A 21,613-nucleotide genomic window follows, 5' to 3' on the forward strand; every position below is an offset into this window, starting at 1 on the left:
GATTTAAGATGATATTTAATAAATATTTTTATTTTATAAAGTAAAAGATTTTTTTATTAGTATAAGTTTTTGAAACATAATATTTATTTTGATTCATTCAAATATTATTTGAATGAATCTTTTAAATTATCTTTTTGATAAAAAAATATTGGTCAATCGATTTAAAAATTGCGGGCTGATGCTCGACAATTGATACATCAATTTAGTTTTAATTCCTATAGGAGTGTGTGTTGGAATCAAGGCATGATCTTTTTGTTGTGCTAGATGTAATACTTGTTTTGCTACATCAGCGGGGGTTAAATCTACGCCAATATTTTGAATACTGCCCGCATCCATATTCTTCACCATATTGGTTTGTACAAATAAAGGCATTACATCAAGCACACGAATATTATATTTCTGCCACTCGACGTCTAAAGCTTCTGTTAAACCACGAACAGCAAACTTACTTGCTGAATATGAGGCTAAATCTGCTTGTCCATAAATTGCTGAAGCTGAAGAAAGATTAATTACACGAGCAAAACTGGCTTTTTGTAGGTGAGGTAAGGCAACATGGCAACCATTAAAAACACCTTTTACATTGATGTCGATGGTGCGATGATGAGATTGGATTGGGGTGTTTTCAAATGCACCTGAATATAGAATGCCAGCGTTATTAATTAAAATATTGAGTTCACCCGCCCAGTTATTAAAGTCTTGTAAAGCGATTTGCCATTGTCGAAAGTTGCTTACATCGAGATAGCCCGCTTTCGCATTTTCCCCAAGTTCATCGGCTAATTGTCGCGCTTGTTCATCGTTAATATCATATATACCAACTTTATAACCTTGTCGATAAAACATACGTGCGATCTCAGCACCAATTCCTTGTGCGGCCCCACTGATAAATACGCTATGTTGCATTACTTTCCCTTGCTTTATCATATTTCTTTAATCGGCGTATATTACGCATAAGCAGGTTCAGGCTGCAACAATTTGGTGTATTTGGAGAAACTCATGGAAAAGTTATTAGAAATCATGCACGAATTAAGACAAAAGTGTCCATGGGATCAACAACAAACACCAAATAGTTTGACGCGTTATGCGATCGAAGAAGCCTATGAGGTAGAAGCTGCGATTCGAGAGGGTGATCTAAATGAAATTCGTAATGAGTTAGGCGATTTGTTATTGCAGGTCGTGTTCCAATCTCAGATGTATAGTGAACAAGGTGCATTTAACTTTCATGATGTGGTAGATGCGATTAGTGAAAAATTAATTCGTCGTCATCCACATGTATTTCAAGCTGAAAAATATCAAAATTTAGATCCAGAACAAGTCAGTGAATTATGGAAAACAATTAAGCAACAAGAAAAACAAGGTAAGGCTCAATCTCGACTAGATGAAGTGAAACATGCGCCAGCATTGGTACAGGCACATGAGATTCAAAAAAAAGCAGCGCAGTTGGGTTTTGATTTTGAAACAGTTGAAGATGCTTATGGGAAGTTAAATGAGGAATTAGAGGAATTACAAGAGGCAATAAATACTCAAAAAACTGATGAAATACAAGAAGAGTTTGGAGATTGTCTATTTTCTTTAATTAACGTAGGACGTAAACTTGGCGTGTCGAGTGAGACTGCATTATTGGCAACGATTCATAAATTTAGAAGCCGATTTGCATATATTGAACAACAAGCACAAAGACAAAATAAAGACTTGCAAGAAATGAGTTTGGCAGAAATGGATGAACTATGGGAGCAAGCAAAACGACACTTAAAACTTCAGGGGAAATCCAATGAATTTGCCGCAACTACGCAGCAAGCATAACTTTATTCTGTTTATTTTTATATTTTTAAGCTGCTTTGTTTATGTGAGTGCACAACCATTTGATCAATCCTATGAAAAATGGAAAGCTCAACAACAAGCACGTGATCAGCAATTAGCGAAGCAGCCTAACAATAATTATTATTTATCAAGACCTACGCCACAAAAAAGTTCTCAGCAAGTTTCATCCTCTGTCAATATTCAGGCAGATAAGATTAGTTTGAACCAAGCAAATTTACAGCAGTTACAGACTTTAAATGGCGTTGGTGAGAAAAAGGCTCAGGCAATTGTTGAATATCGCCAAAAGAATGGTGGTTTTAAAACGGTGGACGAGTTGGTCAATGTAAAAGGAATTGGTCCAAAATTGCTTGAGAAAAATAAAGCACGCTTAGCATTATAGGATAAAAATAAAGATGATATTGCAATTAAAAGATACTGATCTGTTGAAACTTCAACAGAATAAATTGCCCTTTGAGTGTGTTAGAGCTATGATTAGCGACAAATTGTTATTTACGTCCTGACGTAGGAGACAGTGTCTTTTGCAAACTTTGCGTGCGTCAAAATGTGGTTTGTCCACAGCCCAACTCCCTTCTTCAATATTAGATGTAATCGATAGCCTAACGAAAGCGGGCTATGAGGCATATATTGTGGGCGGCGGTGTTCGCGATATGATGTTAGGTCTTAATCCCAAGGATTTTGATGCTGTCACCAATGCAACACCAGCACAAGTGAAAGAAGTTTTTGGTCGACGTTGCCGAATTATTGGTCGACGTTTCGAATTAGCACATGTTTATTCTGGTCGCGAACTGATTGAAGTCGCAACTTTCCGCGCTCCTCCCAAAAAAGCAGTCACCAGTGCTTCTGGTATGATCCTGCGAGATAATAATTGGGGAACAATTGAGCAAGATTTTGCACGTCGAGATTTCTCAATTAATACTTTGTATTATCAACCGCGCCAAGCGATCGTGTTAGATTTTTGTCATGCAGTTGATGATATTAAAACGCGTACTTTGCGTTTTCTAGGTGAGCCTGCACAGCGATTTGAAGAAGATCCTGTTCGGATGTTACGTGCTTTACGTTTTGCTGCGAAACTCAACTTCCAAATTGATCAATCGATTATTGATGTTTTTGATGTTGAAATGACGCAACTGTTGCGTGACGTTTCGCCTCATCGATTATACGATGAGTCTCAAAAATTATTTACTATGGGACATCTTGCACGCGTTTTGCCGATGCTGATTGAGTTTGGTGTTTGGAAGCAATTATTTGCTGAAATTCCTCCAAATCTAACAGCTTTCATTGAACGTGCAGCTAAAAATACTGATCAACGAATTCAAATTGGTAAGACCATTAATCCCGCATTTTTTTATGCAGTATTGTTGTGGAAGCCTTTCTTAGAACGTTGCGATTTTTATTTAAATAAAGGTGTTGTTCCTGCTGAAGCACGTGCCCAAGCCGGTTTGGATGTATTGAAACGTCAAGCCACACGTACCATTATTCCTCGTTTTGCTGAAACTTTTATTCGTGAAGTATGGGAAATGCAAACCCGTTTGCTCAATCCAAAACCACAGCAAATTGAAGCTTTAGCTGGACATGCACGTTTCCGTGCAGGCTTTGACTTCTTATTGTTACGTGAGAAATCAGGTGATGGCAGTACCGAAGGCATGGGGATTTGGTGGGAAGCTTACCAAGAAATGTCAATCGATCAGAAAGAAGTCGCAATTCGTCAGTACAACCGTCAACGTAGTAAAACGCGTCGTAAGACAGTTGAAGTTGATGAGCCAAAGACTACTGAGATTGAGCCTTTGGTGAATGTCCCTGAGCCGAGAAGCCGTCGTGCCAAGAAAGAACGTGTTAGAGCAGATGAATCAACTAGCCGTTTTATTGAAAAAGCGACTGCCGTTTCAGGACAAATCAATGCAGATCATCCGATCCTTAAGCGTAAGCGTGTACAACGTGATCTGAGCCAAGTGGTTTTTGGACCGACGCAATGACTATTCGTACCTATATCGGTTTAGGCAGTAACTTAGGTGATTCACAACAGATTCTTAGCGAAGCTGTTGTGAAGTTGGCTAGTTTAGGTTCGTTAAAAGTTTCAAGGCTTTATCAAAGTCCACCGATGGGTCCTCAGGACCAGCCAAATTATCTAAATGCCGTTGTTCAATTGGACACGACACTTGAAGCACTTGCCTTATTAGACCAATTACAACAATTTGAGCAAGAAGCAGGTCGTATTCGTTTAAGGCGATGGGGAGAGCGCACGCTTGATTTAGATCTATTGATTTATGGTCAAGAGCAGATTCAAAATGAACGTTTGACCGTACCACATATTGGTATTTTAGAACGTGATTTTGTGATCCTTCCCTTATTAGATTTAGATGCTCATTTACAATTAAATGGGCACTCATTAAAAGATTTAGAACTAGTGCAGCAAGCAAACTTGACTGTAATCGCAGATCAATCTTGGGCAACTGCGTAAGATTGTTTCGTTCTGGAAATGCCTGCAGAGGATATCATCATGATTAGTCTAAGTGACTTAAGAAAATTTAAAGCTGATGGACGTAAGTTCTCATGTCTTACCTGTTACGATGCAAGTATGGCTAAAGCGATGGAATTGGCTGAGATTGATACAATTTTAATTGGTGATTCTCTAGGAATGGCGATTCAAGGAAGAGATTCCACACTTCCTGTGACAGTTGAAGATATGGCTTATCATACAGCAGCTGTACGTCGTGGTAATTCGCACGCCTTAATTATGACTGATCTACCATTTATGAGTTATGCAACGCTTGAAGATGGTTTGAAAAATGCGAAAGCAGTAATGCAAGTTGGCGCGCAGATGGTCAAGATTGAAGGTGGTGCTTGGTTAAGTGAATTAGTCCAAGTTTTGACACGTAATGGTATTCCTGTCTGCGTGCATTTGGGTTTAACGCCACAATCAGTACACGTATTTGGTGGCTATAAACTTCAAGCACGAACGCGTGAAGCAGCAGATCAATTAATTGCGGATTGCCAAGCTGTGGTTGATGCAGGTGCTGCGGTATTATTATTAGAGTGTGTTCCAGCTCAGTTAGGCAAGGAAATTGCTGAATTATTCCCAAATACTCCAGTGATTGGTATTGGTGCAGGCAATGAAACTGATGGACAAGTCTTGGTTGTACAAGACATGCTTGGTTTGACTTTTGGTCGAGTTGCGCGTTTTGTGCGTAATTTCATGAAAGAACAAGCGGGCGAAACAGCAATTGTAGATGCATTTAAATCGTATCATGCAGCTGTTCAAAACCAATCATTTCCTGCTAAAGAACACACTTTTCAAGTTGAGCTCTAACTCATGAAAACAGAAACAACAATACAAGGCTTAACTGCATCATTAGCTCCAGCAAGAACAGCAAAAAAACTTATTGGTTTTGTTCCAACTATGGGGAACTTGCATGAAGGTCATTTGACTTTAGTGCGCGCTGCAAAAAAAATCTGTGATGTCGTGGTGGTGAGTATTTTTGTTAACCCAATCCAGTTTGGTGCGGGTGAAGATTTTGATAGTTATCCACGTACCTTAGAACAAGATAGTCGTTTGTTGGCAGATGTAGGGTGTGACATTATTTTTGCCCCTTCTGTCGACCAAATGTATGGCAAGCAGCCTCGTTTAACCAATATTAGTGTTAGTCAAATTACCAATGATTTATGTGGTCAATCGCGTCCAGGTCATTTTGATGGCGTGGCGGTTGTTGTCACTAAACTATTCAATATTGTACAACCTGATTATGCTTTTTTTGGGCAAAAAGATTATCAACAATTGGCTGTAATTCGTCAGTTGGTGCAGGATTTAAATATTCCATTAGAAGTCATCGGTGTACCAATTGTACGAGCAGCAGATGGCTTGGCTTTAAGTTCACGCAATGGTTATTTGTCGGAAGAGCAACGAAGTATTGCGCCAACAATTTATCAGTTGTTAAAACAAGCTGAGGTTGGATTGGGAGAGGGGCAATCACTTTCACAAGTGTTAGCAAATATCTCAACGGAATTGACACGAGCTGGATTTGTTGTGGATTATGTAGAGGCTCGTCAACCTAATTTGCAACCAATTGACGAGTTTGATCGTGATTTAGTTTTATTTATTGCGGCTAAATTAGGTTCAACACGTTTGATTGATAATTTACAAATTAATTTCAAAACATAAAATAAATTAAAGGGCGATATGCGATGAAGCGTATTCTTATCGTTACAGGACAGTCAGGTTCAGGAAAATCATCTGCATTACAGGTGCTTGAAGATTTGGGCTATTATTGTATAGATAATTTACCTTTGGCATTATTGCCTGAAATTGTAGCTAAACTGGATCATGAAAATAATTTAGAGCAGTTAGCATTAGGTGTGGATATTCGAAGTACTCGTGCGGATATGCAAGAGTTCGATCATGTTTTTGAACAATTAAAAAAACATGGTACGGTGGATATCATTTATTTAACCACGCAAGATCAAGACTTAGTTGCACGGTTTAGCTCTTCGCGTAGACCACATCCTTTAGCAAATCGTTTTAATAGCCTGTTGCAATGTATACAGGAAGAAAAACAGTTGCTTATCCCGATACAATTCCGCTCTACGGTGCATATTGATACGACGGGTAAAAGTGTTCATGATCTCAAACATATCTTGCTGTCTCGATTGGGGCAGTCTGATAAGTTGATTGTGATTCTACAATCGTTTGGCTATAAACATGGCATTCCGCTTGATGCCGATTATGTATTTGATGTGCGTCATTTACCTAATCCGCACTGGGATTTAGAGTTGCGTCGTCTTTCTGGGTTGGATGATCCAGTCTGCCGTTTTTTAGAAAGCAATCAACAAACCAATGAAATGTTTACCGATATTTATAACTTCTTGGAAAAATGGTTGCCAGCTTTTGCGGAAGGACATCGACATTACATGACCATTTCAGTGGGATGTACAGGTGGGCAACATCGTTCAGTTTATATCGTGGATAGACTCAAACAGGCCCTTAAGGCAAAATGGACTGTCCAAATCTTACATAGAGAAATGAAGCACTGGTCATGATAGACACAACAATTGATGTAATTAATAAACTCGGTTTACATGCACGTGCATCTGGTAAACTTATTGAAGTCACAACCAAGTTTAGCTCTTCGATACAAATTGGTAAGGGTGAAAAATTGATTGATGCAAAAAATATTATGTCATTGTTGATGTTGGGTGCTGGTAAAGGCACAACATTAAGATTGGTGATTGATGGTGCTGATGAAGAAAAAGCACTGGAAGAAATTCAAACGCTGTTCGCAGCAAAATTTTATGAGGCAGAGTAATAGTGGCACGTGGTACCCAACAACGTTATACAGATGAAGATTTTGAGTCATTAGAAGGACGTGCGAGTAGAACCGAGCAAAAAAAAGCTGTGCAACGTATGGCTGCTTTAGGTGAGCAATTGGCTCAACTCAATCCAAAACAAATTCAAAAGCTTCCTGTCGATGAGCGTTTGATTGATGCATTACTTGAAGTGCAGAAGATCAGTTCATTTGAAGCACGTCGTCGTCAGTTTCAACGTGTTGGTAAGTTATTGCGTAATGAAAATGAAACCACGATTTTATCTTATTTGACACCACAACAAGGTGCTAAAAAACAAATGCAATTGATGCGTTGGGTGGATCGAATGATTGATCAAGGTGATCCAATCATTAATGAGTTTAGTAAAGTGTTTAATGCTTCTGAACGCCATACTTTGCGTCAGCATGTTTTACGCATTCATCGAGATATCAAACAGCAGGTGAGTGAAGAAGAACTTGCCGCATCTAAGCTCAAATTTGTGAACTATGTGCAGCAAGTCGCCTTGTTATCTGATCAAGGTTAAAGCCAAAAGAAGTTTCAGTTGAAACTTCTTTTTTTTGTTTTTAGGGGTTAATTTTCAAACGAAATGCTTGCTCGTTCTTTTGCCCATTCTCTTAAAATAAATTTCTGTAATTTCCCTGTCGATGTTTTTGGAATCTCAGTAATTACCACATCTTTAGGAACTTTAAAGCGAGCCAGTTCTTTTTGGCAATGTGCAATAATCTCTTCTGCGGAAGCAGATGCACCTTGTTTCAACTCAATAAATGCACAAGGCACTTCTTGCCAACGTTCATCAGGTTTTGCGACCACTGCGGCGGTGAGTACAGCAGGGTGGCGGTAAAGTACATCTTCGACTTCGAGCGATGAAATATTTTCGCCACCTGAAATGATAATATCTTTAGAGCGATCAGTAATTTTGGCATAACCATCAGGATGGCAAACAGCTAGATCTCCTGTATGAAACCAGCCACCTTTAAAAGCTTCTTCGGTCGCTTGTGGATTTTTGAGATAACCTTTCATCACGATATTACCACGGAACATAATTTCGCCCATGGTTTGCCCATCATTCGGTACGGGTTGCATCGTTTCAGGATCAAGTACTCGCATACTGTCTTGGAGTGGATAAGGAACACCTTGACGAGAGTGTAGCTGTGCTTGTTCTTGAATAGATAAGTCACTCCATCCTGCTTGCGAAGCACATAATGCCGATGGACCATATGTTTCTGTCAAACCATAGACATGATTAACATTAATTCCAATATGGCGCATACCTTCAATAATCGCAACGGGCGGAGCAGCTCCAGCAACCATGACTTCAACATGGTGGTTGAAAGCTGTTTTTTGTGCTGCTGGAGTATTGATGAGCATCGATAAGACAATTGGCGCACCGCAGAAATAATCGACTTTGTGTTCAGCGATATATTTAAAAATTAAAACTGGATCAACTCGACGTAAGCAAATATTGGTGCCGCCACTAGCTGCAATTGACCATGCAAAACACCACCCATTACAGTGAAATAATGGTAGCGTCCATAGATAAACTGCACGAGGTTTCATGCCACATGCCAAAATATTACTGGCTGCATTGAGATAAGCACCACGATGGTGATAAACCACACCTTTTGGATTGCCTGTGGTGCCTGAAGTGTAATTCAGACTAATCGCATCCCATTCATCTTGTGGAAGTAGCCATTCAAATTCAGGATTACCTTCAGCCAACCACGATTCATATTCATATTGCCCAAGTGCAATTTGCTCACCTTCATACTCCTGATCAAATACATCAATCACAATAATATCTTGAGTGATCAGCTTTAACGCGTCTTCAGCAAGTGATCTGAATTCTGGATCGACCAAAAGAACTTTTGATTCTGCATGAGCCAGCATAAAAGCAATGGTTTTGGCATCGAGGCGAGTATTCAGCGTATTGAGTACTGCACCTGCCATTGGTACAGCAAAATGTGCCTCAATCATTGCAGGTACATTCGGCAAAAGTACCGAAACGGTATCATTCTTTTGAATTCCTAACTGAGTGAGCTGATGTGCAAACTGGCGGCAACGTTGATAGCTTTGTTGCCATGTGATTTGACGTTCCCCATGAATAATTGCGGCTTGGTGTGGATAAATATAAGCAGCACGTTCTAAATAACGTAAAGGCGATAAAGCAACGAAATTTGCAGGGGTTCTCGGTAATTCATCATATGCACTAACCATGTGTTTGCTCCATTTGTGTTTTTTTCATTTATATCTATATCAACATAGTGTGTCATTCAGTCTAAATCATTTAGGCTTTAGTCGGAGATGAAGCCTAATCAATCTAGGTTTTTATGATTCAAAGGTTTCATCCTCAACTAAACCTGTGTAAAATCTTGAATACTTTTTTATCCGCCGTTTTTTATCTTTTGAGGTTCGCCTCAATACATAATCTCGCGGTGATATGCTCCTTCGTATAGGGCATCACTCCTTAAGGATTTTATTATGCCAATTATCACTTTGCCAAATGGCGATCAAAAACAGTTTGATCAAGCCGTATCTGTGATGGACGTTGCATCAAGCATTGGTCCGGGTCTTGCGAAAAATACCGTAGCAGGTCGTGTCAATGATCGTCTAGTCGATGCTTCAGACTTGATTACCGAAGATGCAACTTTGCAAATTATCACGCCTAAAGATGAAGAAGGCGTAGAAATTATTCGTCACTCTTGCGCACATCTCGTTGGTCACGCTGTTAAGCAGCTGTTTCCAGAAGCAAAAATGGTAATTGGTCCAGTCATTGAAGAAGGTTTCTACTATGACATCTGGATGCCACGTCCTTTTACTTTAGATGATATGGCAGCGATTGAAGAGCGTATGAAAAAGCTCATCGACCAAGATTATGATGTCATCAAAAAAATGACACCACGTGATGAGGTGATTGCAGAATTCACAGCACGTGGCGAAGAATACAAATTGCGCTTGATCGCAGACATGCCGAATGAAACACAAATGGGCTTGTACTACCATCAAGATTATTTGGATATGTGCCGTGGTCCGCACGTACCAAACACTAAATTCTTAAAATCATTCAAGCTCACAAAAATCTCTGGTGCTTACTGGCGTGGTGATGCGAAGAATGAACAGCTTCAACGTATCTATGGTACGGCTTGGGCTGATAAAAAACAGTTAGCTGCATATATCAAACGTATCGAAGAAGCAGAAAAGCGTGACCATCGTAAAATTGGTAAGGCTTTAGATTTATTCCATATGCAAGAAGAAGCACCGGGTATGGTGTTCTGGCATCCAAATGGTTGGACAATCTACCAAGTGCTTGAGCAATACATGCGTAAAGTTCAGCAAGACAATGGCTACCTAGAAATTAAAACGCCGCAAATCGTCGATTTTACGCTTTGGGAAAAATCTGGTCATGCAGCCAACTACGCAGACAACATGTTTACAACTCATTCAGAGAGTCGTAACTATGCTGTTAAGCCAATGAACTGTCCTTGTCACGTACAAGTGTTTAACCAAGGCTTGAAATCTTACCGTGATTTACCAATTCGTTTGGCTGAATTTGGTTCTTGTCACCGTAATGAGCCATCAGGTTCTTTACACGGGATTATGCGTGTTCGTGGATTTACCCAAGATGATGCGCATATTTTCTGTACTAAAGAACAAATTGGTAAAGAAGTTGCTGACTTTATTAAGCTGACTTTAGATGTTTATAAAGACTTTGGCTTTGAAGAAGTACAAATGAAATTGTCTACACGTCCTGAAAAACGTGTCGGTGATGATGCACTTTGGGATTTGGCTGAAAAATCTTTGGCGGATGCTTTAGATAACGCAGGCTTGGCTTGGGATTTGCAACCTGGTGAAGGTGCATTCTATGGTCCGAAAATTGAATTTTCATTGAAAGATTGCTTAGGCCGTGTATGGCAGTGCGGTACGATTCAATGTGACTTCAACTTACCAATTCGCTTAGATGCGTCTTATGTCACTGAAGACAACGATCGTGATCAACCAGTCATGCTTCATCGTGCAATTCTTGGTAGTTTTGAGCGTTTTATTGGTATACTAATTGAACACTATGCGGGCTTTATGCCGCCTTGGTTAACACCAATTCAAGCGTGTGTTATGAATATTACTGATTCACAAGCAGAAGCATGTGAACAAGTGGTTGCAAAACTCAAAGAAAATGGTCTTCGTGCTATTTCTGACTTGAGAAATGAAAAGATCGGATTTAAGATTCGTGAGCGTACCCTAGAGCGTATTCCTTACCTTCTAGTTCTTGGTGATCGAGAAGTTGAAGAAGGTACTGTTAATGTGCGTACTCGCTCAGGAAAAAATTTAGGTACTATGTCAGTAGATGCATTTATTGACCTAGTGAAATCTGCCGTTGCCGAACGCGGCCGGTACATTGTGGAGTAATAAAGATTAAACAGCCTGACCGTAACCAGCAACAAGGTGCTAAAAGTAACCGTCCTGCAATTAACGAAGAGATCCGTGCGAAAGAAGTACGCCTCGTCGCTGCAGATGGAGAACAAAAAGGTGTTGTTTCATTAACTGAAGCATTACGTGCTGCTGAAGAAGCTAATCTTGACCTTGTTGAGATTGTTGCTAATGCAGAACCGCCTGTTTGTAAAATCATGGACTACAACAAGCACTTATTTGACTTAAAGCAAAAGCAAAAAGATGCGAAGAAAAAACAGCATCAAGTGCAAGTGAAAGAAATCAAGTTACGTCCTGCAACGGACGTAGGTGATTACCAAGTAAAATTGCGTGCAATTTTACGTTTCCTTGAAGAAGGAAATAAGGTAAAAATTACCTTGCGTTTCCGTGGTCGTGAGATGGCACATCAACAGCTTGGTTTGGCTCAATTGCAAAAAATTGAAGCTGACGTTGCTGAGTTTGGCGTAGTTGAACAAGCGCCGAAGATGGAAGGTCGTCAGATGGGCATGTTACTTGGTCCGAAAAAGAAAAAGTAATTTTTCTTTAGAAAAAGCACCGCAACAAGCGGTGTTTTTTTATGTCAAAAAATAATATATTTATCTACTTAAAATTTATCCATATCACTCAACAATATCTAAAATAAAATATGATAGGTTTGATTGATAATTACATAATTTAAGAATAGGAACATTTATGACTACAATTATAGGAACTAAAGAACTCGCAGAAATTAATCAAAAAGTGGTGCAAAATGGTGAAGTATTGCCACAGGTAAAGCTCAAAGATGGTAGTCGGGTGCAAACAGGAACAGTTGCCACCATGTTGCATAATATTAATCTCTATAATGCAGGCGTTCGAGGTGCGGTAGAGGAAGAGCTGATTTTAGCAGTTCCAACTTTATTTAAAGTGGGTATGTTTGATCTATTCTCTGCCGATGAGTGGATCAATGGAACTAATGCGGGGCGTAGATTTGTAGGAGAACAAGCAAAACAATTCTTAGCTGATCGGATTTAGATATTTAAAAAGATTACCTTTGAAAACACGGTTTTATTGTTTCTTTTCGTGCTGGTTTGCTGATCATTTACTATGAAATGTGCTATAACGCAACAACAGTCAAGATAACCATGAATAGGACAATATAATGATTGACTTATATTATTGGGGTACACCTAACGGCCATAAAATAACAATTGCCTTGGAGGAAATGGGAGTCGAATATCAGATTTTTCCTATTAATATTTTAGAAAATGATCAGTTCCAACCAGACTTCTTAAGAATCTCTCCTAATAATAAAATTCCAGCGATAGTTGATCAAAATGGACCACGAGGTGAACCGATTTCTGTATTTGAATCAGGTGCGATCCTACAATATTTAGGTCGAAAGACTGGATTATTCTATCCTACGGATGAACAAGAGCGAGTTGAAGTGGAGCAATGGTTAATGTGGCAAATGGGTGGGTTTGGTCCAATGCTAGGGCAAAATCATCATTTTAATAAATTTGCACCTGAACGTATTCCTTATGCAATTGATCGTTATATCAATGAGACTAAGCGCCTTTACACCGTTTTAAATAAGCAATTGATTGGTCAGAAGTTCGTGGCGGGTGAGTATTCAATTGCTGATATGGCAATCTTGCCTTGGGCATTGCGTTATGAATGGCAAGGCATTCAACTTGAAGATTATCCATATGTGCAAGACTATATTGATCGCTTAACGGCGCGTTCTGCGATACAAAAAGCTTTATCGATCCAAGTCTAATATTTTACTGTGTTAAAGTTTGCCTCATGAGTTATTGGTTGTTGTTCATATCTGCTTTTGGGGCTGCGACGTTATTACCTTTACAGTCGGAAGCAGTATTAATAACCTTATTGATACAAGGGCTTTCTAATCCTCTTTATCTGATCTTGATTGCAACCATTGGAAATGTCTTGGGTTCATGTGTGAATTGGTGGTTAGGACTGAAAATTGAACATTTTAAAGATAAAAAATGGTTTCCTGTTTCTGGACGGCGTTTAGAGCAGGCACAACAGATTTATCATAAATATGGTTTTTATTCCCTGCTACTGAGTTGGACGCCTGTGATTGGTGATCCGATTACCTTGATTGCGGGATTGATGAAAGAAAATTTTTGGCGATTTTTATTGATTGTCACCATCGCCAAAGGTGGGCGTTATTTAACATTGTATGTGTTATATCTTGGAGTTGTTTGAAAAAAGGGAAAGTTTGACTTTCCCTAAAACCTTTAATGATCAGTACCTTTAGTAATATCGACTTTAAATAAATCGCTGGTTTTAAACCAACAGTAAGTTACAACTGCAAGCGTCATACAACCACCAAATATGGTCGCAGTGATTGTTCCGAGATATTTGGCTGCCAGACCTGATTCAAAAGCCCCGAGTTCATTACTCGATGAAACGAACATTCCATTTACCGCAGCCACTCGACCTCGCATATTTTCAGGCGGGAAAATTTGTAGCACAGTTTGACGAACCACGACAGAAACACTGTCACAAGCACCGGTCATGGCTAAGGCAAATAGTGATAGCCATATATTGTTTGAAAAGGCGAACAGAATGGTAAAAATACCAAAGCCAGCGACAGCCAATAACATATTCCGCCAAGCGTGATGCATCGGTGGGAACTTGGTGAGTACGATCATCGTAATGAGTGCACCGATCGAAGGGGCTGCACGTAAATAGCCTAAACCTTCAGGACCAACCTTTAAAATCTCTTCTGCAAAAATTGGCAATAATGCAATTACACCACCAAATAATACTGAAACAAGATCTAATGAAATTGCCCATAAAACGATTTTAGTTTTCCAAATAAAGCGGAAACCATCGGTCAGGCTTTGTAAGACATTCTCAGTTTCCATTTTTGGGAATGTTCGTTTCTGTAAGCAATTAATCAAAATAAAGCAGATAGCCAATAATGCTGATACTGCAAAAAGGCTTGTTTCACGTCCCAGAAATGCCAACATAAAGCCACCCAACATTGGCCCGATAATGACACCACTTTGCCAACCGATCGTGGTCCAAGTGGCACCATTTGCATACAGTTCGCGTGGAATTAAAAAGGGTTTGAGTGAGGTTGCTGATGGATTGTAAAAACCTCGAATAGTACCCAAGGCAAATATGACAGCATAAATGCCCCAAGAAAGTGTGCTAATACCAATTTTTTCTAAGCCATGTAAATGGAATAAGCCCCAAAGAACCAAAGGTAAAGGAATGGAAAAGAATAAACAAACCTTCATAATGCTTTGTTTATTCAGTTTATCTGCAAAATAGCCACCCCATAAAGAAAGCGTGATAAATGGGATTGCTTCAGCCAGACCAATAAAACCTAAGGTTAGGGGATCACGAGTGATTTGATAGAGTGAATAAGCAACAATAATTTCCTGAATTAAAATTGCCAGTGTTAAGCAAAATTGATTCAAGGTCACGATAGAGAAATCTCGATACCGTAACGCGGCGAATGCGTCATTCTGAATATTCATAAGAATAAAGATTTAATAATTTGATTCTATTATAGGTGCTGATTTTGTGGATGTTTCTCATAATTTGAGAATTAATTATGGGAAATAACGTTTGAGAAAAATAAAGTAGTTGCTGTTAAAAAATGAGCATTTTACTTTTGTTTTAAAGGCAGATGCTATATGATACTGCCTTCCTTACCTGCAGGTCGATTTGCAATAGTGCAAACGAGCCGAACAGGTGCCCAAAAGAGGTTACTATGGCTAAGTTAAAAACTCGCCGTGGTGCAGCTAAACGCTTTAAAGCGACTGCAAACGGTTTCAAGCGCAAACAAGCATTCAAGCGCCACATTTTGACCAAAAAATCTGCTAAGCGTATCCGTCAATTGCGCGGTTGTGTAATGGTTCACGTAAGTGACGTTGCATCAGTTCGTGCTATGTGCCCATACATCTAAGGAGATTATAAATGGCTCGTGTAAAACGTGGTGTAGTGGCTCATCGCCGTCACAAAAAAATTCTTGCTCGCGCTAAAGGTTACTATGGTGCTCGTTCACGCGTTTACCGCGTAGCGTTCCAAGCGGTAATCAAAGCTGGTCAATACGCTTACCGTGACCGCCGTCAAAAGAAACGTCAATTCCGTGCTTTATGGATTGCGCGTATCAATGCTGGTGCTCGTCTTAACGGTTTGTCTTATAGCCGTATGATCGATGGCTTGAAAAAAGCTCAAGTGATCATCGACCGTCGCGTATTAGCTGACATCGCTATGCATGATGCAGTTGCATTTGCTGCTTTAGCTGAAAAAGCTAAAGGTGCATTAGCTGCATAAGCTTAGAGATTCAAAGAAGGCCGCTTTTTAGCGGTCTTTTTTATTTTTAGTGAATTGGATTTTCAATAATAGATAATAATCAGAGATAGATGATGCAAGACGAAAAATTTTTAAATGATTTAATTCAGCAAGTCCAACAAGGTCGTCAATTTAAATATTTATATTTCTGGGGACATACCCCAAAGCAAACCAATCATGTAGACAGAAGTTGTTTTAGCCAGTGGTTTCCATCGCCATTTAAACAGGAGGGTATTGAATATCTTACGGCGGAACATTATATGATGGCGCAAAAAGCAAAACTCTTTAACGATGATGAGAGATTTAACCAGATTTTGAAGGTCATACATCCGAACGAAGCAAAACAGCTCGGTCGAAAAGTACAGCATTATGACGAGCAATTGTGGCAGGAAAAGCGTTTTGAGATCGTAGTGCAGGCAAATTTGGCTAAATTTTCACAGCATCCTGAGCTAAGAGATTTTCTACTTACCACGCATGGTCGTATTTTGGTTGAAGCATCGCCTGTCGATCAGATTTGGGGGATTGGTATGGCACAAGATCACGAGCATATCCAAGACCCGAATCAATGGCAGGGGTTAAACTTACTTGGATTTGCTCTGATACAGGTTTGGTCTCAATTTCTGGCTCAGTAGTATTGAGCCTTTGAGAAGAAGCTATACTCAGATTTATTGTATAGCCCTTATATAAGTCTGTTCAAACATGCTGATGTTATGACGATAGAATTTGAGCTATCATCTGAATCTGATTTTATCAACATCTATGAATATGACTGAGCGTTTGATGGGAGTTATAGCCCAAAATAATAAGCAACTAGACAAATAATCACGGTTAATATAATCAATTTAATTACGCCAGACGCACCTACTTTATGATGGTGGGACTTATCAATCTGATGTGGAATTTCCATGGTTCGGTCAATGATTTCAGGTTCTTCTGCCGTAAGTTGAGCCGTTTGGTAGTGATTTGCGGTTTTTACAATCAGCTTTGCAAATAAGTCATCAGTTTTTTGTGAAAAATTACGGAGATTAATCTGTTCTTCAGGGCTAATTAACTCACCTGTAGCCGTATAAGGATGCTTTCTTTGTTGTTCTAAATAATCAGTTAATGCTTGTGTGCGATGTAATAATCGATGTGCACAATCCGCTGGATAATCTGTTGGAATCAATGCTAATTGTTTGCTAGAAAGATGTATAAGATCAGCTTCATAACCATAAAAAGGCAAATCTTGTTGTTCTGGCTCTGGAAAATGTTCAGCATATTTACTATCGAACAGTTCTTTCTCCAAGAAAATGGCAACCTGATTCCAATTTACCTTCTGTAAGTCAGCATCAATTTTTTTAGCGAATTTATCATTCAACTCATAACGCCAAAATATTTCTTGGCGGAGTGTTGTTTGTTGAGGTGCCGGCACATTAAAGGCTTGATCACTGTTATCCCATTCAGCCAGTTCATGTCCACAGATCCATGCGGTTTTTTTATTGCCTTGATGGCTCACAATAAAATGCGCAAAGGGAAGCAGCTCTACGTTAGCATTTGGATTTTGCTCATCATTAAGTAAGCTAGATAAATGTAGGCTGAGTTTTTTAACACCTTGTTTTTTTAAGCCTTCAAGCCAAATCTGGAAATGTTGTGCCAACAGGCGTTGAGACAGTAAGTCTCTAAAAATGAGTCGATTTTGATTGAAAATCGGATGTTCAATCCAACGACTAAAATTGAGATTTCCTGCTAAATACTCATTGCCATAAGTCACTAGTGTAAGCTGTTGTTTCCAGATTTGATCAAGCGCCATCGTTATTCTTTCTCATTGACGATATCGGTATCTTATACATTTTATTCAATTGTTGAGTAATTTTTCGGAAATTTTAGTTGATCTGCTTAGGTATCTTGTTATTTTATTTTTGCATCTATATTTTCAAAAGTACGCTATTTAAACCGCTGTTTATTTTCATCAAACTGGTAAAAAGCTGATAAACTATAGCGTTTTATTATATTTCTATATTTTGTTGCTTTGAGAGTTACTATGTCACTGGAAGCCCTGACCACTGAAGCGCTTGCTGCCATTGCAGCGGCTCAAGACCTTGCTGCACTCGATCAAGTTCGTGTGCAATTTACAGGGAAGAAAAGCCAGCTCGCAGAACAGTCGAAAGCACTTGGAAAAATGGATCCTGAAGAGCGAAAAGTACAAGGTGCTGCGATTCATGCTGTGCGTGAAGCAATCAATGCAGCTTTGACTGAGCGTCAACAGACATTACAACAAGCTGAACTTGCAAAAAAATTAGCAAGTGAAACCATTGATATTACCTTGCCGGGCCGCGGTCAGCGCATGGGAAGTATTCATCCTGTTACTCAAGTACAAGAGCGTATTTGCCAATTCTTTACCAAAGCAGGTTTCCAAGTTGCTCATGGTCCAGAAGTTGAAGATGATTATCACAACTTTGAAGCCTTAAATATTCCGGGACATCACCCAGCCCGTGCGATGCATGACACTTTCTACTTTGATGCAACGCATTTGCTTCGTACCCATACTTCGGGCGTGCAAATTCGAACTATGGAAACTAGTCAGCCGCCAATTCGTATCGTGTGTCCTGGCCGTGTTTATCGTTGTGACTCAGATCAAACCCATTCGCCAATGTTCCATCAGATCGAAGGTTTGTACGTTGCTGAAAATACCAGCTTTGCTGAGTTAAAAGGTTTATTGATTAACCTACTCAATGAGTTCTTTGAAAAAGATTTAAAAGTACGTTTCCGTCCATCTTACTTCCCATTCACTGAGCCAAGCGCTGAAGTGGATATCATGGATGAACGTGGTCGTTGGTTAGAAGTTTTAGGCTGTGGCATGGTACATCCAAATGTACTGCGTGCTGCAGGAATTGATCCTGATAAATACAAAGGCTTTGCCTTTGGTTTAGGGGTAGAGCGTTTTGCAATGTTGCGTTATGGCATCAATGATTTACGTATGTTCTACCAAAATGATGTGCGTTTCTTACGCCAGTTTGCCTAAACAGTTTTTCAGGATTAAAGAAGGTTTATACACATGAAAATTAGTGAAAATTGGTTGCGCAGCTGGGTAAACCCAGCCATTGATAGCGATACATTGTCTGATCAATTGACCATGTTGGGTTTGGAAGTTGATGAGTTAGCACCTGTTGCAAAACCATTTACGGGTGTAGTTGTCGGTGAAGTGCTCACAGTTGAACAACACCCAGATGCAGATCGTTTACGTGTGACCACGATTAATATTGGTTCAGGTGAACCCTTACAGATCGTATGTGGTGCGCCAAATGTTCGCGTGGGCATGAAAGCCCCTGTTGCGACGATTGGTGCAGTATTACCAGGTGATTTTAAAATTAAAAAAGGCAAGTTACGTGGTGTTGAATCACAAGGCATGCTTTGCGGTGCTTCTGAAATTGATTTAGAAGACAAAATTGATGGTTTGTTAGAATTGCCTGCTGATGCGCCAGTGGGAATGAGTATTCGTGAATATTTAAAACTTGATGACAATGTGATTGACATCAGTATCACGCCAAACCGTGGTGACTGCTTTAGTATTCGCGGGATTGCACGTGAAATCGCGGTGATTAACCAGCTTGAAGTGAATGAGCCGAAGATTCAGGCCATTGCAGCAAATATTACTGATGAGAAAGCGGTCAACATCAGTACAGAAGGTACATCACGTTATTTAGGTCGTATCGTTAAAAATGTGAATGTAAAAGCGCCGACACCTGAATGGATGGAACAGGCATTGGCACGCTCAGGCATCCGTACGCATAGTATTTTGGTGGATATTACCAACTATGTATTACTTGAGCTTGGTCAACCGATGCATGCCTTTGATTTGGCAAAAATCGAAGGTTCAATTCAAGTTCGTCAAGCCAAAGCACAAGAAAAACTGACTTTATTAAATGATCAAGAAGTTGAATTGCAAGATGACATCATGGTCATTGCCGATGATCAAAAACTATTGGCGATAGCAGGGATTATGGGTGGGTTGGATTCATCGGTAACTGATGAAACTCAAGATATCTTCCTTGAAAGTGCGTTCTTTGCACCTTTAGCTATTGCAGGGCGTGCTCGTCGTTTCGGTTTGCATACTGACTCATCACAGCGCTACGAACGTGGCGTTGACTTTGAATTGCCAATGATTGCAATGCATCGTGCTTCTGAACTGATTCAAGCCTTTGCAGGTGGCGAATTTGGCCCAATTACTGTTGCTGAGCAAGCAGCTTTATTGCCGAAGCGTGAAGCGATTGCATTGCTACAAGCACAGGTTGATCAGTTGTTGGGTTATGAAGTGGCTGGTGATTTTATTGCGGATGCGTTAACACGGTTGGGCTGTGTGGTGGAAACCAAAGCTGAAGGTGAGTGGAGTGTTATCCCACCATCACATCGCTATGATATGACAATTTATCAAGACCTGATTGAAGAAGTTGCTCGTATTCATGGTTATGACAATATCCAAATCAGTTTGCCAAAAATTGATGTGAAATTGGAGAAATATCAAGATCGTTTTGAAATCGCTCAATTACGTCAAACTATTGCAACCTTGGGTTACCAAGAAGCGATTAGTTTTAGCTTTGCTGATGCAAAACTTGAAAAGCAATTGAATCCAAATGTACACCCGTTGATGTTGGCGAACCCGATTTCAAGTGATTTGGCAGCAATGCGTAGTACCTTGCTTTCAAGCTTGATTCCTTGTGTTCAATACAACTTAAACCGTCAGCAGCAGCGTGTTCGTTTCTTCGAACTCGGTTTGCGTTTTGATTATCAGAATGCGCAAAGCATTCATGATCTAAAACAGATCCCAACTTTGGCATTGATTGCGGTTGGTTCACGTGTACCAGAATCTTGGCATGCAAAACCACAAGCCATGGACTTCTTCGATTTCAAAGGTGAGGTTGAAGAGATTTTAGCTGCCGGTCGTATTGCTGTTGAATTTGTTCGTACTGAACGCGAGTGGTTACATCCAGGTCAGGCAGCTGAAATTTTAGTGAATGGGCAGTCAATTGGTTATCTGGGTCGCTTACATCCATCTTTGGAAAATGAACTAGATTTGGGCACAACTTGGGTGGCTGAACTGGATCAGCAGGCAGTTTTGCAATCTTATGTATCTAATTTTACAGAATTATCACGTTTTCCATCGGTTAGACGTGATATTGCGCTTTTAATCTCTGATAATATTGAGGTAAGAGATATTCAGCGGTTAATTGAGCAGACTGGTGGTGAGTTACTCGACTCAACATGGTTGTTCGATGTGTATACGGGGCAAGGGGTTGAACAAGGCAAGCGCTCTTTAGCATTTGCAGTGTTGTGGCAACATCCAGCACGTACGCTTGAAGATGCTGAAATTAAATCTGGTATGGATAACATTATTCAAGTGTTGGAAGACACTTACCAAGCGACATTGAGGGCCTCATGACAGCATTAACAAAAGCAGAGATGGCGGACCATTTAAGTGAGCTTACTAGCTTAAATCGCCGTGAAGCAAAACAGATGGTTGAGTTGTTTTTTGATGAGATCAGCCAAGCATTAATTGCTGGTGAACAAGTCAAACTTTCTGGTTTCGGTAATTTTGAATTACGTGATAAACGTGAGCGTCCAGGACGCAATCCCAAAACGGGTGAAGAAATTCCGATTTCTGCCCGCCGCGTGGTTACGTTTAGAGCGGGTCAAAAATTTAGACAGCGCGTTGGAAATGAGCAGATCGATTGATCTGCTTTTTTTTATAGTTATATTTTTATTT

General features: G+C 39.8%; 24 protein-coding genes. 20 read left to right on the forward strand and 4 right to left on the reverse strand.

The features are described from left to right. Positions 1 to 126 precede the first annotated feature (126 nt). A complete protein-coding gene (locus AAV96_RS04605; RefSeq protein WP_004664183.1) occupies positions 127 to 900 on the reverse strand; it encodes an SDR family oxidoreductase in 774 nt (257 codons plus the stop codon). Between the two features lie 93 nt (positions 901 to 993). Between AAV96_RS04605 and mazG the strand changes: the two genes are divergently transcribed. From mazG to yjgA, 9 genes are all read left to right on the forward strand, one after another. Then, a complete protein-coding gene (gene mazG / locus AAV96_RS04610) occupies positions 994 to 1,800 on the forward strand; it encodes a nucleoside triphosphate pyrophosphohydrolase (protein WP_046738469.1) in 807 nt (268 codons plus the stop codon). Then, complete coding sequence (locus AAV96_RS04615) at positions 1,769 to 2,197, forward strand: ComEA family DNA-binding protein (protein WP_046738470.1); 429 nt, start codon at positions 1,769 to 1,771, stop codon at positions 2,195 to 2,197. Before mazG ends, AAV96_RS04615 begins: the two co-directional genes overlap by 32 nt. A 139-nt stretch (positions 2,198 to 2,336) precedes the next feature. After that, entirely contained in the window at positions 2,337 to 3,791 is a 1,455-nt protein-coding gene (pcnB, locus tag AAV96_RS04620) for a polynucleotide adenylyltransferase PcnB (RefSeq protein WP_046738471.1), read from the forward strand. Continuing rightward, positions 3,788 to 4,276, forward strand: a complete 489-nt coding sequence (gene folK, locus AAV96_RS04625; RefSeq protein ID WP_046738472.1) for a 2-amino-4-hydroxy-6-hydroxymethyldihydropteridine diphosphokinase — start codon at positions 3,788 to 3,790, stop codon at positions 4,274 to 4,276. Before pcnB ends, folK begins: the two co-directional genes overlap by 4 nt. Positions 4,277 to 4,315: 39 nt before the next feature. After that, positions 4,316 to 5,125 (forward strand): 3-methyl-2-oxobutanoate hydroxymethyltransferase, encoded by an 810-nt coding sequence (gene panB / locus AAV96_RS04630; RefSeq protein WP_004664191.1) that lies wholly within the window; start codon positions 4,316 to 4,318, stop codon positions 5,123 to 5,125. A gap of 3 nt (positions 5,126 to 5,128) precedes the next feature. After that, positions 5,129 to 5,974 (forward strand): pantoate--beta-alanine ligase, encoded by an 846-nt coding sequence (gene panC / locus AAV96_RS04635; protein ID WP_004664192.1) that lies wholly within the window; start codon positions 5,129 to 5,131, stop codon positions 5,972 to 5,974. Between the two features lie 23 nt (positions 5,975 to 5,997). Then, positions 5,998 to 6,849, forward strand: a complete 852-nt coding sequence (gene rapZ, locus AAV96_RS04640) for an RNase adapter RapZ (RefSeq protein WP_004664195.1) — start codon at positions 5,998 to 6,000, stop codon at positions 6,847 to 6,849. Further along, positions 6,846 to 7,115 carry an HPr family phosphocarrier protein gene (locus tag AAV96_RS04645; protein ID WP_004664196.1) on the forward strand — a complete coding sequence of 90 codons (270 nt, stop codon included), beginning with the start codon at positions 6,846 to 6,848 and terminating at the stop codon, positions 7,113 to 7,115. Before rapZ ends, AAV96_RS04645 begins: the two co-directional genes overlap by 4 nt. Before the next feature lie 2 nt (positions 7,116 to 7,117). Further along, positions 7,118 to 7,657, forward strand: coding sequence for a ribosome biogenesis factor YjgA (yjgA, locus tag AAV96_RS04650; protein ID WP_005164369.1), 540 nt, complete (start codon positions 7,118 to 7,120; stop codon positions 7,655 to 7,657). A gap of 47 nt (positions 7,658 to 7,704) precedes the next feature. On the opposite strand, the gene AAV96_RS04655 is transcribed toward yjgA, so the two are convergent. Next, a complete protein-coding gene (locus tag AAV96_RS04655) occupies positions 7,705 to 9,348 on the reverse strand; it encodes an acyl-CoA synthetase (RefSeq protein ID WP_046738473.1) in 1,644 nt (547 codons plus the stop codon). Between the two features lie 264 nt (positions 9,349 to 9,612). Here AAV96_RS04655 and thrS point away from each other — a divergent pair, with 264 nt between their 5' ends. From thrS to AAV96_RS04680, 5 genes are all read left to right on the forward strand, one after another. Beyond that, complete coding sequence (thrS, locus tag AAV96_RS04660; RefSeq protein WP_046738474.1) at positions 9,613 to 11,535, forward strand: threonine--tRNA ligase; 1,923 nt, start codon at positions 9,613 to 9,615, stop codon at positions 11,533 to 11,535. 5 nt (positions 11,536 to 11,540) lie between these two features. Next, entirely contained in the window at positions 11,541 to 12,092 is a 552-nt protein-coding gene (infC, locus tag AAV96_RS17915) for a translation initiation factor IF-3 (protein WP_081399795.1), read from the forward strand. A 157-nt stretch (positions 12,093 to 12,249) separates the two neighbouring features. Next, positions 12,250 to 12,570 (forward strand): hypothetical protein, encoded by a 321-nt coding sequence (locus AAV96_RS04670; RefSeq protein ID WP_005214578.1) that lies wholly within the window; start codon positions 12,250 to 12,252, stop codon positions 12,568 to 12,570. Between the two features lie 127 nt (positions 12,571 to 12,697). Next, positions 12,698 to 13,315 (forward strand): glutathione S-transferase N-terminal domain-containing protein, encoded by a 618-nt coding sequence (locus AAV96_RS04675; protein WP_046738475.1) that lies wholly within the window; start codon positions 12,698 to 12,700, stop codon positions 13,313 to 13,315. 26 nt (positions 13,316 to 13,341) lie between these two features. Continuing rightward, complete coding sequence (locus AAV96_RS04680; protein ID WP_046738476.1) at positions 13,342 to 13,767, forward strand: YqaA family protein; 426 nt, start codon at positions 13,342 to 13,344, stop codon at positions 13,765 to 13,767. 32 nt (positions 13,768 to 13,799) lie between these two features. Here AAV96_RS04680 and AAV96_RS04685 read toward each other — a convergent pair whose 3' ends face one another. Next, complete coding sequence (locus tag AAV96_RS04685) at positions 13,800 to 15,053, reverse strand: MFS transporter (protein ID WP_046738477.1); 1,254 nt, start codon at positions 15,051 to 15,053, stop codon at positions 13,800 to 13,802. 236 nt (positions 15,054 to 15,289) lie between these two features. Between AAV96_RS04685 and rpmI the strand changes: the two genes are divergently transcribed. The 3 genes from rpmI (at position 15,290) to AAV96_RS04700 (ending at position 16,505) form a co-directional block, all read left to right on the forward strand. Further along, positions 15,290 to 15,484, forward strand: a complete 195-nt coding sequence (rpmI, locus tag AAV96_RS04690) for a 50S ribosomal protein L35 (RefSeq protein WP_004637967.1) — start codon at positions 15,290 to 15,292, stop codon at positions 15,482 to 15,484. 11 nt (positions 15,485 to 15,495) lie between these two features. After that, positions 15,496 to 15,855 (forward strand): 50S ribosomal protein L20, encoded by a 360-nt coding sequence (gene rplT / locus AAV96_RS04695; RefSeq protein WP_004664213.1) that lies wholly within the window; start codon positions 15,496 to 15,498, stop codon positions 15,853 to 15,855. A 92-nt stretch (positions 15,856 to 15,947) separates the two neighbouring features. Continuing rightward, the gene (locus AAV96_RS04700) at positions 15,948 to 16,505 is read left to right on the forward strand and encodes an NADAR family protein (protein ID WP_046738490.1); all 558 of its coding nucleotides are present in this window, start codon (positions 15,948 to 15,950) and stop codon (positions 16,503 to 16,505) included. A gap of 155 nt (positions 16,506 to 16,660) precedes the next feature. On the opposite strand, the gene AAV96_RS04705 is transcribed toward AAV96_RS04700, so the two are convergent. After that, positions 16,661 to 17,662, reverse strand: coding sequence for a hypothetical protein (locus AAV96_RS04705; protein WP_046738478.1), 1,002 nt, complete (start codon positions 17,660 to 17,662; stop codon positions 16,661 to 16,663). Positions 17,663 to 17,893: 231 nt separating this feature from the next. Here AAV96_RS04705 and pheS point away from each other — a divergent pair, with 231 nt between their 5' ends. The 3 genes from pheS to AAV96_RS04720 are packed head-to-tail and all read left to right on the forward strand — an operon-like array spanning position 17,894 to position 21,582. Continuing rightward, positions 17,894 to 18,874, forward strand: coding sequence for a phenylalanine--tRNA ligase subunit alpha (gene pheS / locus AAV96_RS04710; RefSeq protein ID WP_004664219.1), 981 nt, complete (start codon positions 17,894 to 17,896; stop codon positions 18,872 to 18,874). Positions 18,875 to 18,907: 33 nt separating this feature from the next. Then, positions 18,908 to 21,289, forward strand: a complete 2,382-nt coding sequence (gene pheT / locus AAV96_RS04715; protein WP_046738479.1) for a phenylalanine--tRNA ligase subunit beta — start codon at positions 18,908 to 18,910, stop codon at positions 21,287 to 21,289. Further along, positions 21,286 to 21,582, forward strand: a complete 297-nt coding sequence (locus AAV96_RS04720; protein ID WP_004664224.1) for an integration host factor subunit alpha — start codon at positions 21,286 to 21,288, stop codon at positions 21,580 to 21,582. The genes pheT and AAV96_RS04720 overlap by 4 nt, the downstream gene beginning before the upstream one ends. The last annotated feature ends 31 nt before the right edge of the window (positions 21,583 to 21,613 follow it).

Origin of the sequence: Acinetobacter sp. AG1 (assembly GCF_001005525.1) — a bacterium.
In the GTDB taxonomy this organism is placed as follows: Bacteria; Pseudomonadota; Gammaproteobacteria; order Pseudomonadales; family Moraxellaceae; genus Acinetobacter; species Acinetobacter modestus.

What these genes read in the sequence shown, in the direction of transcription:
- AAV96_RS04605 (WP_004664183.1), bottom strand. Translation starts at nt 900, where the DNA reads ATGCAACATAGCGTATTTATCAGTGGGGCCGCACAAGGAATTGGTGCT.
- mazG (WP_046738469.1), top strand. Translation starts at nt 994, where the DNA reads ATGGAAAAGTTATTAGAAATCATGCACGAATTAAGACAAAAGTGTCCA.
- AAV96_RS04615 (WP_046738470.1), top strand. Translation starts at nt 1,769, where the DNA reads ATGAATTTGCCGCAACTACGCAGCAAGCATAACTTTATTCTGTTTATT.
- folK (WP_046738472.1), top strand. Translation starts at nt 3,788, where the DNA reads ATGACTATTCGTACCTATATCGGTTTAGGCAGTAACTTAGGTGATTCA.
- panB (WP_004664191.1), top strand. Translation starts at nt 4,316, where the DNA reads ATGATTAGTCTAAGTGACTTAAGAAAATTTAAAGCTGATGGACGTAAG.
- panC (WP_004664192.1), top strand. Translation starts at nt 5,129, where the DNA reads ATGAAAACAGAAACAACAATACAAGGCTTAACTGCATCATTAGCTCCA.
- rapZ (WP_004664195.1), top strand. Translation starts at nt 5,998, where the DNA reads ATGAAGCGTATTCTTATCGTTACAGGACAGTCAGGTTCAGGAAAATCA.
- AAV96_RS04645 (WP_004664196.1), top strand. Translation starts at nt 6,846, where the DNA reads ATGATAGACACAACAATTGATGTAATTAATAAACTCGGTTTACATGCA.
- AAV96_RS04655 (WP_046738473.1), bottom strand. Translation starts at nt 9,348, where the DNA reads ATGGTTAGTGCATATGATGAATTACCGAGAACCCCTGCAAATTTCGTT.
- thrS (WP_046738474.1), top strand. Translation starts at nt 9,613, where the DNA reads ATGCCAATTATCACTTTGCCAAATGGCGATCAAAAACAGTTTGATCAA.
- AAV96_RS04670 (WP_005214578.1), top strand. Translation starts at nt 12,250, where the DNA reads ATGACTACAATTATAGGAACTAAAGAACTCGCAGAAATTAATCAAAAA.
- AAV96_RS04675 (WP_046738475.1), top strand. Translation starts at nt 12,698, where the DNA reads ATGATTGACTTATATTATTGGGGTACACCTAACGGCCATAAAATAACA.
- AAV96_RS04680 (WP_046738476.1), top strand. Translation starts at nt 13,342, where the DNA reads ATGAGTTATTGGTTGTTGTTCATATCTGCTTTTGGGGCTGCGACGTTA.
- AAV96_RS04685 (WP_046738477.1), bottom strand. Translation starts at nt 15,053, where the DNA reads ATGAATATTCAGAATGACGCATTCGCCGCGTTACGGTATCGAGATTTC.
- rpmI (WP_004637967.1), top strand. Translation starts at nt 15,290, where the DNA reads ATGGCTAAGTTAAAAACTCGCCGTGGTGCAGCTAAACGCTTTAAAGCG.
- rplT (WP_004664213.1), top strand. Translation starts at nt 15,496, where the DNA reads ATGGCTCGTGTAAAACGTGGTGTAGTGGCTCATCGCCGTCACAAAAAA.
- AAV96_RS04700 (WP_046738490.1), top strand. Translation starts at nt 15,948, where the DNA reads ATGCAAGACGAAAAATTTTTAAATGATTTAATTCAGCAAGTCCAACAA.
- AAV96_RS04705 (WP_046738478.1), bottom strand. Translation starts at nt 17,662, where the DNA reads ATGGCGCTTGATCAAATCTGGAAACAACAGCTTACACTAGTGACTTAT.
- pheS (WP_004664219.1), top strand. Translation starts at nt 17,894, where the DNA reads ATGTCACTGGAAGCCCTGACCACTGAAGCGCTTGCTGCCATTGCAGCG.
- pheT (WP_046738479.1), top strand. Translation starts at nt 18,908, where the DNA reads ATGAAAATTAGTGAAAATTGGTTGCGCAGCTGGGTAAACCCAGCCATT.
- AAV96_RS04720 (WP_004664224.1), top strand. Translation starts at nt 21,286, where the DNA reads ATGACAGCATTAACAAAAGCAGAGATGGCGGACCATTTAAGTGAGCTT.